Annotated in this window: 12 protein-coding genes; 7 read left to right on the top strand and 5 right to left on the bottom strand. The window is 70.6% G+C overall.

What is annotated here, in order from left to right:
• Nucleotides 1-4: 4 nt before the first annotated feature.
• Genes HZ992_RS06995 through HZ992_RS06980 form a run of 4 tightly spaced genes read right to left on the bottom strand, consistent with a single transcriptional unit; the run spans nucleotide 5 to nucleotide 5168 of the window.
• The gene (locus tag HZ992_RS06995; RefSeq protein WP_245213473.1) at nucleotides 5-1969 is read right to left on the bottom strand and encodes an alpha/beta hydrolase family protein; all 1965 of its coding nucleotides are present in this window, start codon (nucleotides 1967-1969) and stop codon (nucleotides 5-7) included.
• Nucleotides 1970-1974: 5 nt separating this feature from the next.
• Nucleotides 1975-2652 carry a lipoprotein-releasing ABC transporter ATP-binding protein LolD gene (gene lolD / locus HZ992_RS06990; RefSeq protein WP_209385948.1) on the bottom strand — a complete coding sequence of 226 codons (678 nt, stop codon included), beginning with the start codon at nucleotides 2650-2652 and terminating at the stop codon, nucleotides 1975-1977.
• Entirely contained in the window at nucleotides 2645-3919 is a 1275-nt protein-coding gene (locus tag HZ992_RS06985; RefSeq protein ID WP_209385947.1) for a lipoprotein-releasing ABC transporter permease subunit, read from the bottom strand. Before HZ992_RS06985 ends, lolD begins: the two co-directional genes overlap by 8 nt.
• Complete coding sequence (locus HZ992_RS06980; RefSeq protein WP_209385946.1) at nucleotides 3912-5168, bottom strand: lipoprotein-releasing ABC transporter permease subunit; 1257 nt, start codon at nucleotides 5166-5168, stop codon at nucleotides 3912-3914. The genes HZ992_RS06985 and HZ992_RS06980 overlap by 8 nt, the downstream gene beginning before the upstream one ends.
• A 74-nt stretch (nucleotides 5169-5242) precedes the next feature.
• Between HZ992_RS06980 and HZ992_RS06975 the strand changes: the two genes are divergently transcribed.
• The 7 genes from HZ992_RS06975 to HZ992_RS06945 all read left to right on the top strand — a co-directional run bounded on the left by HZ992_RS06975 (nucleotide 5243) and on the right by HZ992_RS06945 (nucleotide 12727).
• Nucleotides 5243-6172 carry a hypothetical protein gene (locus HZ992_RS06975; protein ID WP_209385945.1) on the top strand — a complete coding sequence of 310 codons (930 nt, stop codon included), beginning with the start codon at nucleotides 5243-5245 and terminating at the stop codon, nucleotides 6170-6172.
• Entirely contained in the window at nucleotides 6169-7899 is a 1731-nt protein-coding gene (gene recJ, locus HZ992_RS06970) for a single-stranded-DNA-specific exonuclease RecJ (protein ID WP_245213378.1), read from the top strand. Before HZ992_RS06975 ends, recJ begins: the two co-directional genes overlap by 4 nt.
• Nucleotides 7896-9026, top strand: a complete 1131-nt coding sequence (locus HZ992_RS06965) for a PQQ-dependent sugar dehydrogenase (protein WP_209385944.1) — start codon at nucleotides 7896-7898, stop codon at nucleotides 9024-9026. Before recJ ends, HZ992_RS06965 begins: the two co-directional genes overlap by 4 nt.
• Before the next feature lie 73 nt (nucleotides 9027-9099).
• Entirely contained in the window at nucleotides 9100-9951 is an 852-nt protein-coding gene (locus HZ992_RS06960; RefSeq protein ID WP_371816798.1) for a 3',5'-nucleoside bisphosphate phosphatase, read from the top strand.
• Nucleotides 9948-10895 carry a DMT family transporter gene (locus HZ992_RS06955; protein ID WP_209385942.1) on the top strand — a complete coding sequence of 316 codons (948 nt, stop codon included), beginning with the start codon at nucleotides 9948-9950 and terminating at the stop codon, nucleotides 10893-10895. Before HZ992_RS06960 ends, HZ992_RS06955 begins: the two co-directional genes overlap by 4 nt.
• A gap of 1 nt (nucleotide 10896) precedes the next feature.
• The gene (locus HZ992_RS06950; protein WP_209385941.1) at nucleotides 10897-11535 is read left to right on the top strand and encodes an L-threonylcarbamoyladenylate synthase; all 639 of its coding nucleotides are present in this window, start codon (nucleotides 10897-10899) and stop codon (nucleotides 11533-11535) included.
• A gap of 64 nt (nucleotides 11536-11599) precedes the next feature.
• Entirely contained in the window at nucleotides 11600-12727 is a 1128-nt protein-coding gene (locus tag HZ992_RS06945) for an ATP-binding protein (RefSeq protein WP_209385940.1), read from the top strand.
• Nucleotides 12728-12741: 14 nt separating this feature from the next.
• Here HZ992_RS06945 and folE2 read toward each other — a convergent pair whose 3' ends face one another.
• Nucleotides 12742-13533, bottom strand: a complete 792-nt coding sequence (folE2, locus tag HZ992_RS06940) for a GTP cyclohydrolase FolE2 (RefSeq protein ID WP_209385939.1) — start codon at nucleotides 13531-13533, stop codon at nucleotides 12742-12744.
• Nucleotides 13534-13589: the final 56 nt, after the last annotated feature.

Here is a 13589-nt window from a genome sequence, read left to right as displayed (position 1 = left end):
CCGCTCAGTGCCTTGCAGCGCCCGCTGCGGCACTGGCGCCCGGCACCGGGGCCGGTAACACACCGTTGTGCTGTTCGAGGAAGTCGAGCAGTTCCCGGTAATGCTCGCGGAGACTGCCAACGTAGCTGAGACCGTGCCCCTCGCGCCGGTAGCTGCGCCACTGGTAGGTCTTGTCGTTGGCCTTGAGTGCCGCCACCATGCGTTCGCTCTGCTCGGGGGGCACGCGGCGGTCCTGCTCGCCCCAGACGATCAGGACAGGTGCCTGGATCTTGGCCACCTGCTTCAACGGCGAGACCGCCGCGAACCCCGGTTTGCGACCGTCACCTGCGTTGAGGAGAAACATGAAGGTCTCCCGGGCCACGGGATTTCGGTTGACGTCCGATCTCCCCGACAGGAACTCGTCGAGGTCCGATACGCCTGCGAAACTGATGCCGCATCGGTACAGCTCGGGTGTCTTGACCAGACCCCACAGCGCCGCATAGCCGCCGTAGCTCGCACCGTAGATGCAGATCCGCCGTGCGTCGGCAACGCCTTGATCGACCAGGTGTCGGACTCCATCGGTCACGTCGTCCTGCATGGCCAGACCCCACTGGCCGAGGCCCGCCCGCTCGAAGGCCGCACCAAACCCGGTCGAGCCGCGGAACTGCGGCTGGAACACCGCGTAGCCATGCTGGGCCAGCAGTTGCACCTCCGCGTCCCAGGCCCAGTGATCGCGCGCCGCGGGCCCGCCGTGGATGAGCACGACCATGGGGTGAGGACCTTCGCTGGCCGGCAGCGTGAGGTAGGCGGGGATGCTCAACCCGTCGCGCGCCGCATAGCGCAGAGTCTGCATCGGGCGCATCTTCTCGCTGCCCAGTCGCGGCAGAGATTGAGCCACCTCCTTCAATGTCCGGTCGCGCACATCGAGCACGTACCAGCGTCCCGGATCCGCGTCGGACGAGGACCGCACAAGCACGCGTCGCCGCGGATCCCCCGACAGCACGTCGTTGTTGCGTCCGGGAAAGGCCTTGTCCAAGGTGGCCTGGACGACCGCCCAGCCCTCGTCGAACCAGTGCGTCTGACGCTTCAATCCGCTGGTCACGACTCGCTGGAAGACCTCGTTGCCCAGCCCGCTGGCAAAGACGATGTCCTCGCGCGGGTGGCCCGCCATCAGCTCGACCTCGGCGCGCCTGCGGGTGTCGTAGCGCATGATGGCCCAGGTGTCCCGGCCCGTCCGCGACTCCACCACGATGCTGTCCGGTTCCTTCGGCACATACATCGGCCGCCAGTAGTCGTCGGTGACTTTGCTCTCCTGAAGCAGTTGCCACGGCGCACGCGCATCGGGCCGGTACCACTGTCGAATCGTCGTCTGCTCGGTCCAGAACGTCGTGTCGATCGTCGTCGCAGCGCGCAGCGAGCCCTGGTCGTCGAACGCCGCGTGCATCACCTTGCCCGGAGGCCGGCTGGTGTCCGGCCGACGCTCGCCGGTACGCGGATCCACCAGCGCCGGCTTTTCGCCATCGGCATCGAGATAGACCAGCACGCGCTGCGCGGGCTCGTCGATCTCGGCGTCGATTCGGCCCAGGTACTGCGCACCAAGCTCGGCGATCTTGCGCCCACCGGCGTCGATCGACTCGGCCTCGTCGTCGTTGTAATCGACCGCGATCAGTTCGTTGTCGATCCATCGTGCGCTGACCGGGCTGCGCGTGTATTGGTAGCTCAGCGCCTGTTCGCGCTTGGACTCCAGCACCATCCTGAAATCGAGCTTGTCGGTGTCGCCGACGAAGAGCCCTGTGCCGAAGCCGTTGTAGCCCAGCGCGGCGAGCCGCTTCCCGTCCGGCGACATGCTGACCTGCAGGAAGGCTCGGGCCGTGGTCAGTGAATTGATGATGGCGTCGGACTGCTCGCGGTCCATCGCCTGCGCCGGCGGGGGCGCAACGCCGAGCCCCATCGCCAGAACCGCCGCGAACAGGCCAGTGCCCAGGCGCATCGCGATCAACGCTCCAGATGGCCCTTGACCAGCCGCAGCAGACGATCGCAACGCGCGGCGAGCGACTCGTCGTGCGTCACCAGCACGAAGGCGGTGCCTTGCCCGCGGGCCAGTTCGATCATCAGCGCGAACACCGCGTCGGCGGTGTCGCGATCGAGATTGCCGGTGGGCTCGTCGGCGAGCACGCAGCCCGGCTTGCCGGCCAGAGCGCGCGCGATCGCCACGCGCTGGCGCTCGCCGCCGGAGAGTTGAGCCGGCCGGTGCAGCACACGGTCCGCCAGGCCCACTTGCGCCAGCACGGCCTGGGCCTGCTCGCGCGCCTCGTCGACGGCCATGCGGCGGATGCGCAGCGGCATGGCCACGTTGTCCAGCGCCGTGAACTCCGGCAGCAGGTGGTGGAACTGGTAGACGAAACCGAGGTGCCGGTTGCGCCACTCGCCGAGCTCGGCCTGGCCGAGCGACGCGAGGTTGCGCCCGGCCAGCAGCACCGTGCCTTGCGAAGGCTCCTCCAGCCCGCCGAGCAGATGCAGCAGCGTGCTCTTGCCCGACCCCGAGGCGCCGACCACGGCGACCGTCTCGCCGGGCTGCACCTCGAGGTCGATGCCCTGCAGCACGGCGACGTCGAGGCCGCCTTCGGTGAAGCGCTTGTGCAGGTTCTGCGCCTTGACGATCGCCTCACTCATGGCGCAGTGCCTGGGCAGGCTCGACACGGCTGGCACGCCAGCTCGGGTACAGCGTGGCGATGAAGGACAGCAGCAGCGAGACAAGCACGATGGGGATCACGTCGCCTGCGCGCGGGTCGCTGGGCATGCGGCTGATCAGGTAGACGTTGGCGGGCAGGAAGGTGGTGCCGAGCAGCCGTTCGATGGCCGGCACGAGGGTGCCGACGTTGAACGCGATGAGCAGCCCGAGCAGCATGCCGGCGAGCGTGCCGATCAGCCCAGAGGCCGCGCCCTGCACCACGAAGATGCCCATGATGGAGCGCGGCGTGGCGCCCAGCGTGCGCAGGATGGCGATGTCGGATTGTTTGTCGGTCACCGTCATGACGAGCATGGAAACGAGGTTGAAGGCCGCCACCGCGACGATGAGCGCGAGGATGAGGAAGAGCATGCGCTTCTGGATCTGCACCGACTCGAACCACTGGCGGTTCGTGCGTGTCCAGTCACGCACCAATATACCCGGGCCGAGTTCGGCAGAGAGCAGCTGCGCCAGCTCGGGTGCGCTGTCGCGATCGGCCAGACGCAGCTGCAGGCCGTTGGGCCCCTTGACGCCGAACAGCGCCTGCGCGTCGGCGATCGGCACCAGCGCCAGCGTGCTGTCGTACTCGAAGTGGCCGGCCTCGAAGGTGCCCGCCAGCGTCAGCGGCACCATGCGCGGCGCGCCGCCGGGGCGCGAGACATCGGGCAGCACCAGCGTGACGCGCTCGCCGACCTTGGCGCCGAGCTGGCGCGCCAGTTCGGCGCCGAGCAGCACTTCGCCGCGGCCGGGCTTGAAACTCTTCAGCAGCGTGCCACGCAGCTGCTGCGCCAGATCGGACACCTCGGCCTCGAGTGCCGGATCGATGCCGCGCAGCAGCGCCGGCCGCAATTCGTCGCTGCGCCCGAGCAGCGCCTGCGCGGCCACGAACGGCGCCACGCCGGTCACCTGCGGGTGGCGTCGCGCCTTCGCGGCGGTGGCGCGCCAGTCGGGCAGCGCGCCGCCTTGGGCGTCGTAGATCTGCACATGGGCCACCACCGAGAGCATGCGGTCGCGCACTTCCTTGCTGAAGCCGTTCATCACCGACAGCACGATGATCAGTGCCGCCACGCCCAGCGCGATGCCCAGCATCGCCACCGCCGCGATGAATGAGATGAAGCCGTTGTCGCTGCCGCCGCGCGCTGCGCGCAGGTACCGCCAGCCGAGCTGCAGCTCGTAGGGCAGCTCGGGCTTGCGTTTCACGGCTTCACTCATAACGCAGCGCCCGCGCCGGCTGCACGCGGCTGGCACGCCAGCTCGGGTACAGCGTGGCGATGAAGGACAGCAGCAGCGAGATCAGCGCGATCGGCACGATGTCGCCGCGCTGCGGGTCGCTGGGCATGCGGCTGATCAGGTAGATGCTGCCGGGCAGGAAGCTCACGCCGAGCGCGCGCTCGATGGCCGGCACGATGACGTCGATGTTGACGGCCACCAGCGTGCCCAGCAGCACGCCCGAGAGCGTGCCGATGATCCCCGAGGCCGCCCCCTGCACCATGAAGATGCCCATCACCGAGCGCGGGCTGGCGCCCAGCGTGCGCAGGATGGCGATGTCGGCACGCTTGTCGGTCACCGTCATCACCAGCGTCGAGACGAGGTTGAAGGCCGCCACTGCGACGATCAGCGTGAGGATGATGAACATCAGCCGCTTCTCGATCTGCACCGCGTCGAACCAGTTGCGGTTGCTGCGCGTCCAGTCGCGCACTTCGACGGCCTTGCCCAGCGATTTCGACAGTTCCTCGGCCACGCCGCGCGCGGCGTGCACGTCCTTCAGGCGCAGCTGCACGCCGGTGGGCCCCTCGACGCGGAACAGCCGCGCCGCGTCGTCGAGCTGCATCAGCGCCAGGCCGGCGTCGTACTCGTAGTGGCCCGAATCGAAGGTGCCGACCACGGTGAGCTGCTTCAGTCGCGGGATCACGCCGGCCGGCGTGACCTGCCCGCCCGGGGCGATCAGCGCCACCTTGTCGCCCTCGCGCACACCGAGGCTGCGCGCCAGTTCACCGCCGAGCACCACGCCCCAGGCGCCGGGCTGCAGGCGTGTCAGCACGGTGCCGCGCAGGCGCGCCGCCAGGTCGGTGACGCTGGCCTCGTCATCGGGGGAGATGCCGCGCACCAGCGTGCCGCGCATCTGCTCGCCATGAGCGATCAGGCCCTGCGCCGCGACGAAGGGCGCCGCACCGATCACCTGCGGGTTCTGACGCGACTTGGCCGCGGTGAGCCGCCAGTCGGGCAAGGCGGCGTCGCCGGGGGCGCGCACCTCCACGTGGGCGATCACCGCCAGCATGCGGTCGCGCACTTCCTTCTGGAAGCCGTTCATCACCGACAGCACGATGATCAGCGCGGCCACGCCCAGCCCGATGCCGGCCATCGACACGGCGGAGATGAAGGAGATGAAGCCGTTGCGCCGCCCCGCGCGGCCGGACCGCGTGTAGCGCCAGCCGATCTGCAACTCGTAGGGCCAGTTCATGTCCGGCGCATGCTACCCGAGCCGACGACGGGGCCGCGGCCCATGGGGCCGTGCATGCCGCCGATAATGCAGCGATGCACCTGCTCGTTCCGTTCGCCTCGGCGCTGTCGGAGGCTGGCCGGCACACCCTGCGCGACCTGTCCCTGCCCCACCTCGACCGCGCCCTCGCGCGCCTGGCCCCCACCGCCCGCCTGGGCACCGACGAGTACAGCCTCACGCCGCCGCACGAGGCCGCGCTGGCCGCGGCGCGCGGCTGGCAGGGCGGCGCCGGCACCCTGCCCTTCGCCGCCCATGCGGCGCAGGCCGACGGCATCGAGGTGCTCGACCTCGCCTGGGGCCTGCTCACGCCGGTGCACTGGCACCTCGGCCGCGACCAGGTCACGCTGGCCGACCCCGATGCGCTGGCGCTGGACGAGGCTTCGTCGCGCGCGCTGTTCGACGCGGTGCGCGATCTGTTCGAGTCGGAGGGCTTCGCGCTCGCCTGGGGCGCGCCGCAGCGCTGGTACGCGGCGCACGAGAGCCTGGTCGACCTGCCCTGCGCCTCGCTGGACCGCGTGGTCGGCCGCAACGTCGACCGCTGGCTGCCCGAGGGCCGCCCGGCGCGGCTTCTGCGGCGCCTGCAGAACGAGGTGCAGATGCTGCTGTACTCGCACCCGCTGAACGATGCCCGCGAGGCGCAGGGCGCGCTGCCGGTGAATTCATTCTGGCTCAGCGGCTGCGGCCGCCGGCAGCACGTCGAAGGCGAAGAACCGCAAATCGACGCACGCCTGCGCGCGCCGCTGCTCTCGGAAGACTGGGTGGCCTGGGCCGAGGCCTGGCGTGCACTGGATGCGCAGGCGCTGGCGCCGCTGGCCGATGCGCTGGAGCGCGGCGAGCCGACGAGCCTGACCCTGTGCGGCGAACGTTTCGCGCAGCGTTTCGATTTGGCCGAAGGGTCGTTGTGGTCGCGCCTGGGCCGGCGCTTCAAGCACCCCGATCCCGCCGCCGTCCTGGAGGCGCTGTGAGCAGCTCACCGATCATTGCGCGCCGCGAGGCCCCGCCGCGAGCCGTGTGGGCGCTCGAGCAGGCCGGCGTGCCGACGCTGCTGGCGCGCCTGTTCGCGGCACGCGGCGTGCGCAGCATCGACGAGCTCGACGACGGACTGGGCAAGCTGCTGCCGCCCGCCGGCCTGCAGGGCGCGGCGCAGGCGGCGCGGCGGCTGGCCGACGCGCTGCGCGACGGCGAGCGCCTCTGCATCGTCGCCGACTACGACTGCGACGGTGCCACCGCCTGCGCCGTGGCGATCCGCGGCCTGCAACTGCTCGGCGCGCCGCGCGAGCACCTCGCCTACGTGGTGCCCGATCGCGCGGTGCACGGCTACGGCCTCACGTCAGCGATCGTCGATCTCGCTCTGCAGCAGCGGCCCGACGTGCTGGTGACGGTGGACAACGGCATCGCCAGCCTCGAAGGCGTGGCGCATGCGCGCAGCAAGGGCCTGGCGGTGGTGGTGACCGACCACCATCTGCCGGCGCTGCACGACGGCGTGGTGGTGCTTCCCGAGGCCGACGTGATCGTCAACCCCAACCAGCCCGGCTGCGCCTTCGCGAGCAAGAACCTCGCCGGCGTCGGCGTGATGTTCTACGTGCTGCTGGCGCTGCGCAGCGAGCTGCGCGAGCGCGGCGTGTTCAGCGCCGAGCAGCAGCCGCGCCTGGATGCACTGCTCGACCTGGTCGCGCTCGGCACGGTGGCCGACGTGGTCAAGCTCGACGCCAACAACCGCCGCCTCGTCGCGCAGGGCCTGCGCCGCATCCGCGCCGGGCGAATGCAGCCCGGGCTGGCCGCGCTGTTCGCCGCGGCGGGCCGCGATGCGCGCCGCGCCAGCGCCTTCGACTTCGGCTTTGCGCTCGGCCCGCGCATCAACGCGGCCGGGCGACTGGCCGACATGACGCTGGGCATCGAGTGCCTGCTCACCGACGACACCGGCCGCGCCGCCGAACTGGCGAAGATGCTCGACGGCATCAATCGCGAACGCCGGGAGCTCGAGACTGGCATGCGCGAGCAAGCCGAGCTGCTGCTCGAGCGCCTCATGCCCGACGGAGAGCCGCCACCGGCGCTGGCGCTGTTCGACGCCGAGTTCCACGAGGGCGTGGTGGGCATCGTCGCCGCGCGTCTGAAGGACCGTGTGCATCGCCCGACCTTCGTCTTCGCGCGCGGCCAGGACGGGCTGCTCAAGGGCTCGGGCCGCTCGATCCCCGGCTTCCACCTGCGCGACGCGCTCGACCTGGTGAGCAAGCGCCACCCCGGCGTGCTGCGCCGCTTCGGCGGCCATGCGATGGCGGCCGGCGCCACCGTCGCGGCGGAAGACCTGCCCACCTTCGCGCAGGGTCTGCAGCAGGTGGCACGCGAGTGGCTCGACGCTGCCACGCTGGCACGCACGCTGCTCACCGACGGGCCGCTCGATCCCGCGCAGTTCGCGCCGGCCACGGTGCGCGAGCTCGACGCGCAGGTGTGGGGCCAGGCCTTCGAGCCGCCGGTGTTCTGCGACGAGGTCGAGGTGGTGTCGCAGCGGCTCGTCGGCGAACGGCACATGAAGCTGTCGGTGCGCCATGCCGGGGCGCTGCGCGACGCGATCTGGTTCGGCCGCAGCGAGCCGCTCGAAGCCCGCGTCCGCCTGGCCTATCGGCTGAGCCTGGACGAGTACAACGGCCGCGAGCGCGTACAGATGGTGGTGGAAGGGAGTGAAGCCGCATGAACCATTCGACACGACGCACCGTGATGAAGGCGATGACGGCACTGGGTGCGTCGCTCGCGCTCGGCCGGCGCGCCAGCGCAGCCGACATGCCGACGCCGGCCACCTTCACCGATCGCCTCGACCGCCCCTGGGCCCTGGCCTTCCTTCCCGACAGCAGCCTGCTCGTCACGCTCAAGGGCGGCAGCCTGCTGCGCGTCAGCGCCGACGGCAAGGAGGTCTCGCGCCCGCTGGCCGGCGTGCCCGAGGTGAATGCACGCGGCCAGGGCGGCCTGCTCGACGTGGCCATCGATCCCGACTTCGCCACCTCGCCCTGGGTCTACCTCAGTTACGCCGAGAACGGCGAGGGCGGCGCCGGCACGGCGGTGGCCCGCGGCCGGCTGGTCGGCAACGCGTTGCAGGACACGACGGTGATCTTCCGGCAGCAGCCCAAGGTGTCCGGCAACGGCCACTTCGGCTCGCGCCTGGTGTTCCGCCGCGACAAGACGCTGTTCGTGACCCTGGGCGAGCGCCAGAAGGGCAGCCCGGCGCAGGACCTGGGCAGCCACCTCGGCAAGGTGGTGCGCATCCACCGCGATGGCAGCATTCCTGCCGACAACCCGCGTCTGGGCTCCGGCGCGCTGCCTGGCATCTGGAGCTATGGCCACCGCAACGTGCAGGGCGCCGCGCTGCACCCGGCGACCGGCGAACTGTGGGTCAACGAGCATGGCCCGCAGGGCGGCGACGAAGTGAACATCGCCCGCGCTGGCGCCAACTTCGGCTGGCCCGAGCGCAGCTACGGCTGCAACTATGGCGCGCCGGTGGGTGATGCCTGCCGCATCGGCCGTGGCACGCATGCGCCCGCCTACGTCGAGCCGCTGACGACCTGGACGCCGACCTCGATCGCGCCGAGCGGCCTGGCCTTCTACACCGGCAGCCTGTTCCCCGAGTGGAAGGGCAGCCTCTTCATGGGTTCGCTGGCCGGTACGGCCTTGTGGCGGCTGGGCCTGAAGGGCGACACCGTGATCGGGCGCGAGGCGCTGTTCACGTCGTTGAGCGAGCGCATCCGCGACGTGCGCCAGGGGCCCGACGGCGCGCTGTACCTGCTGACCGACGGTAGCGGCGGGCGCATCCTGCGCGTCGCCCCTTAGGCCGCCGGGCCGCGCTCAGCGCGAACCCGGCCCGCTCCCTACAATCGATCGCTCGATGTTGCCGAGCTCCTGGATGAACGCCGACCTGCACTGCCACTCCTCCGTTTCCGACGGCACGCTCACGCCGGAAGCCCTGGCAGCACGCGCGAAGGCCAATGGCGTGGAGCTCTGGGCGCTCACCGACCACGACGAGGTCGGCGGCCAGCAGCGCGCGCGCGACGCCGCGCTGGCGCTGGGCCTGCCTTACCTCACCGGCACCGAGATCTCGGTCAGCTTCGTCGGCATCACCGTGCACATCGTCGGCCTGGGTTTCGATGCCGGCGACGCCGCGCTGAAGGCCGGCCTGGCGGCCACGCGCGGCGGCCGCCGCGAACGCGCGCTCGAGATGTCCGACAGCCTGGCCCAGGCCGGCATCCGCGGCAGCTTCGAGGGCGCGCTGAAGTATGTCGGCAACCCCGACCTCATCTCGCGCACGCACTTCGCGCGCTACCTGGTGGAAGCCGGTGTGTGCGCCGACACCAGCGAGGTGTTTCGACGCTTCCTCACCGAGGGCAAACCGGGCTTCGTGCCGCACCGCTGGGCCAGCCTGCGCGACGCCGTGCGCTGGATCAGCGACGCCGGTGGCGCGGCGGTGATCGCCCACCCGGCGCGCTACAAGTTCACGGCGAACGAAGAACATGCGCTGTTCACCGAATTCAAGGCGCACGGCGGCCTGGGCGTCGAGGTGGTGACCGGCAGCCACAGCGCCGCTGAAGCAGTGCGCTACGCAGAGGCAGCCCTCGAATACGGACTCGCCGCCTCGCGCGGCAGCGACTTCCACAGCCCCGGCGAGAGCCACACCGACCTCGGCGCGCTGCCCGAGCTGCCGGGCACGCTCACCCCGGTCTGGGACGTCCTGCAGGACCGCATCCAACGCCCGCAATGACCGGCCGGGCGCCTGGCCATCCCGGTTTCGGGATCACCCTGATCCTGCTCATGGCGGCGTGCTTCGCCACCATGGACACGGCGGTGAAGTACGTCGGCGCGCTGCTGCCGATCCTGGTCGTGCTGCTGGCGCGCTACGGCGTGCAGGCCGCCAGCATGGGCGTGTGGCTGGCCGTATCGCAGCTGCGCGGCGGCGCCGGCTTCCGCTCGGCGCATCCGCGCTTCCAGGCGGTGCGCGGCGCGCTGCTGCTGACCAGCTCCACCTTCGGCTTCCTCGGCCTGCGCTACCTGCCGGTGGCGGAGTTCACAGCCATCAACATGCTCACGCCGGTGATGGTGACGCTGCTGGCCGCCACGCTGCTGCGCGAGCACGTGTCGCGGCTTCGCTGGGCGCTGGTGGTGGGCGGCTTCGTGGGTGCGCTGATCGTCATCCGGCCGGGCAGCGGGCTGTTCGGCTGGGCGGTGCTGCTGCCGCTGGCCGGCTCGGTGGCCTATGCCAGCTTCCAGGTGCTGACGCGCAAGCTGTCGGCGCTGGAGAGCCCGTACACCACGCACTTCTACACCGGCCTGACCGGCACGCTGGTGGTGGTGGCGCTGCTGCTGGCCAGCGACACGCCGTTGCGCGCCACGCTGCAGGCTGCCACGCCGGGGCAGATCGGCCTGCTGCTGGCCATCGGCACACTGGGCACGCTCGGCCACCTGATGCTGGTACTGGCCTTCGGGCTGGCGCCCACGTCGACGCTGATGCCCTTCATGTACGTGCAGATCGCCTTCGCGGCGGCGGTGGGCTGGCTGGTGTTCAGCCACGCGCCCGACGGCTGGGGCTGGCTCGGCATGGCGGTGGTGGCCGTGTGCGGGGCCGCGAGCGCCTGGCTCAACGTTCGGGAAGCCGCTGCAGCCCGTGCGCCGGTGTCGGCCCTCGGGGCGGATACCATCGTGGACTGACATGTCCCAACTCTTCGACGTCCACCCCGACAACCCGCAGCCGCGCCTGCTCAAGCAGGCCGCGCAGATCCTGCACGACGGCGGCGTGGCGGCGATCCCCACCGATTCGAGCTACGCGCTGGTCTGCCACCTCGACGACAAGGCGGCGGCCGAGTCGCTGCGGCGCATCCGCGGCGTCGACGACAAGCACCACCTGACGCTGCTGTGCCGCGACCTCAGCGAGCTGGCAAGCTACGCCCGCGTCGACAACAAGCAGTACCGGCTGCTCAAGCTGGGCACGCCCGGGCCCTTCACCTTCATCCTGGAGGCGACCAAGGAAGTGCCGCGCCGGCTCTCGCACCCGTCGCGCCGCACCATCGGCCTGCGCGTGCCCGACCATGCGGTGACGCAGGCGCTGCTCGAGCAGCTCGGCCAGCCGCTGATCGCCACCACGCTGATCGCGCCCGGCGAGACCGAGCCGATGAACGAAGCCAGCGAGATCCGCGAGCGCTTCCAGAAGCTGGTGCAGGCGGTGGTCGATGCCGGCGCCTGCCCGATGCAGCCGACCACGGTGGTCGACCTGACCGGCGATGCGCCGGTGCTCGTGCGCCTGGGCCGCGGCGACCCGCGGCTGCTCGGGCTGGCGATCGAATCCAGCTGAGCGCCGCGCATGCGGACGCCGCCGACTGGCAGGCCGGCACGGACTGTGCTGCAGCCGATGGCCCATGAATCACGACACAACACCTACCCCGCCCCAGCCCGATACCCCGGCGGCCGCGTTGGCCGAAGCCCGGGAGGCCGCGCGGCTCGGCCAGCACGAGGCCGTGGTGCGCCACGCCGACCTGGCCTGCGCTCTCGCAGAGCGGCTGCGCGATGTTCGCTTGCAAGCCGAGTCACGCACCTTGCTCTCGAACTCGCAGTTCTCGTTGGGCCGCTTCGGCGCAGCTCTGTCCCACGGCGCCATCGCACTGTCGCTGTGGCGCCAGATCGGCGATGTCAGGCAAGAGTGTCATCAGTTGCGCGTTCTGTCCCATGCCTTGACAGACAACGACTTGACAGAGCCCGCGCTGGAACTCGCCCAGGCCGCGTTCGAACGCGCCGAACAGGCCGGCGAAACGATGCAGGCCCTGTTCGCCGCCACGCTGCGCGGATCCCTGCACGCCCGCCTCGGCGACGTCGACACCGCCGAGGCCGTGCTGCTGCAGGTGCTGTCTCGCGCCCGTGAGAGCTCTGACGACGACCTTGTCACACATGTTCTCAACGCCCTGACCGCAGCACTGCTCGAGGCCTTGCGCGCACACCGCGTGGCGGGAGACCCAAGCGGGTCGACATCATCCGCAATCCTGCCGCGCCTGCGGCGCCATGCGTACTCGTTGTTGCAGCGTTGCGAGACCGAGGCCAATGCATTCCGACGAGCGATCCTTCACAGCAATGCAGGTGCCGCGCTGGCAGCATGCGGCGAGTCGGAGCGTGCCGAAACGCTGCTGCGCCAGAGCCTCGCCCTGTGCAACGGAGATGCCTTCCGCATGGTGGCCTGCAAGGCTCACGTTCGCCTGGCCGAGGTGCTTCTGCAACGCGACGCGTTCGGTGCTGCAGAGCAGGAACTCGCCGCGGTCGAGCGGCTGCTTGCGATCGAAGCCCAACCTGCGGCGGCCGCCAACGTGGTTGAACTCCGCGCAGACCTCGCACGTCGTCGCGGCGATGCCGAGCTGGCGCGCTGCCTCGAGCTCCACGTGGCCCAGGCTCGCGACGAACGCGCGCGACGTGCCGCCGCACTTCACGCGACATGGACAGCCGAGGCGCTTGAACTGCCGGCCCGGATCGACGCGATGCCGCACAGCCTGAGCACGTGACTCAGGGGGCAGGCTCAGCCGCGCTCGATGCGCGCCACCGCGGAGTGCGCGTGGATGGACTCGAAGTTCTCGACGTCGACCAGGTAGCGGCCGATGCGCGCATCGGCATTCAGGCGCAGCGCCACGTCGCGCACCAGGTCCTCGACGAACTTGGGGTTTTCGTAGGCCCGCTCGGTGACCCACTTCTCGTCGGCGCGCTTGAGCATCGGCCAGATCTCGCTGGAAGCCGAGTCCTCGGCGAAGCGCACCAGCTCGGGCCAGCCGATCTCGCCCAGCAGCTCGATGCGAATGGTCACGTGCGAGCGCTGGTTGTGCGCACCGTAGTCGGAGATCTCCTTCGAGCAGGGGCACAAGGACTTCACCGGCACCACCGCCTCGGCCCAGATCGCGACCTGGCCGTCACGCGCCTCGGCGATCCAGCGACCCTGGTATTCGAGCAGGCTCTCGACGCCGGAGACCGGCGCGCGCTTGCGCAGGAAGAACGGGAAGCGCGCCTCGATGCGCCCGGTGGTGGCGTGCAGCTTGTGCAGCATCACCGCCATCTGCGCGCGCAACTCGGCGGCGTCCACCGGCTTGTCGAGCGACTCCAGCCACGCCACGAAGCGCGACATGTGGGTGCCCTTCTGCTCGGCGGGCAAGGCCACGTCGAGGTCCCACTCGGCCACGGTGGACAGCTCGGCGGCGCCGATGCGCAGCTGCATCGGGTAGCGCACGCTGCGCACGCCGACGCGCTGGATCGCCAGGTGGCGCTCGTCGCGGGCACTTTGCGTGTCCGGGATGTGCAGCGCGTCTTTCAGGTTGGTCATGGCTCTGTCCGAAACTCAGGCACAAGGATGCCAGCAAATCGCCCGCCTCGCGCCGC

The sequence above is a fragment of the Rhizobacter sp. AJA081-3 genome, assembly GCF_017795745.1.
GTDB lineage: Bacteria > Pseudomonadota > Gammaproteobacteria > Burkholderiales > Burkholderiaceae_C > Piscinibacter.
Note: the sequence above shows the minus strand (reverse complement) of the source record. Positions and strands in the feature narration are given on the sequence as shown.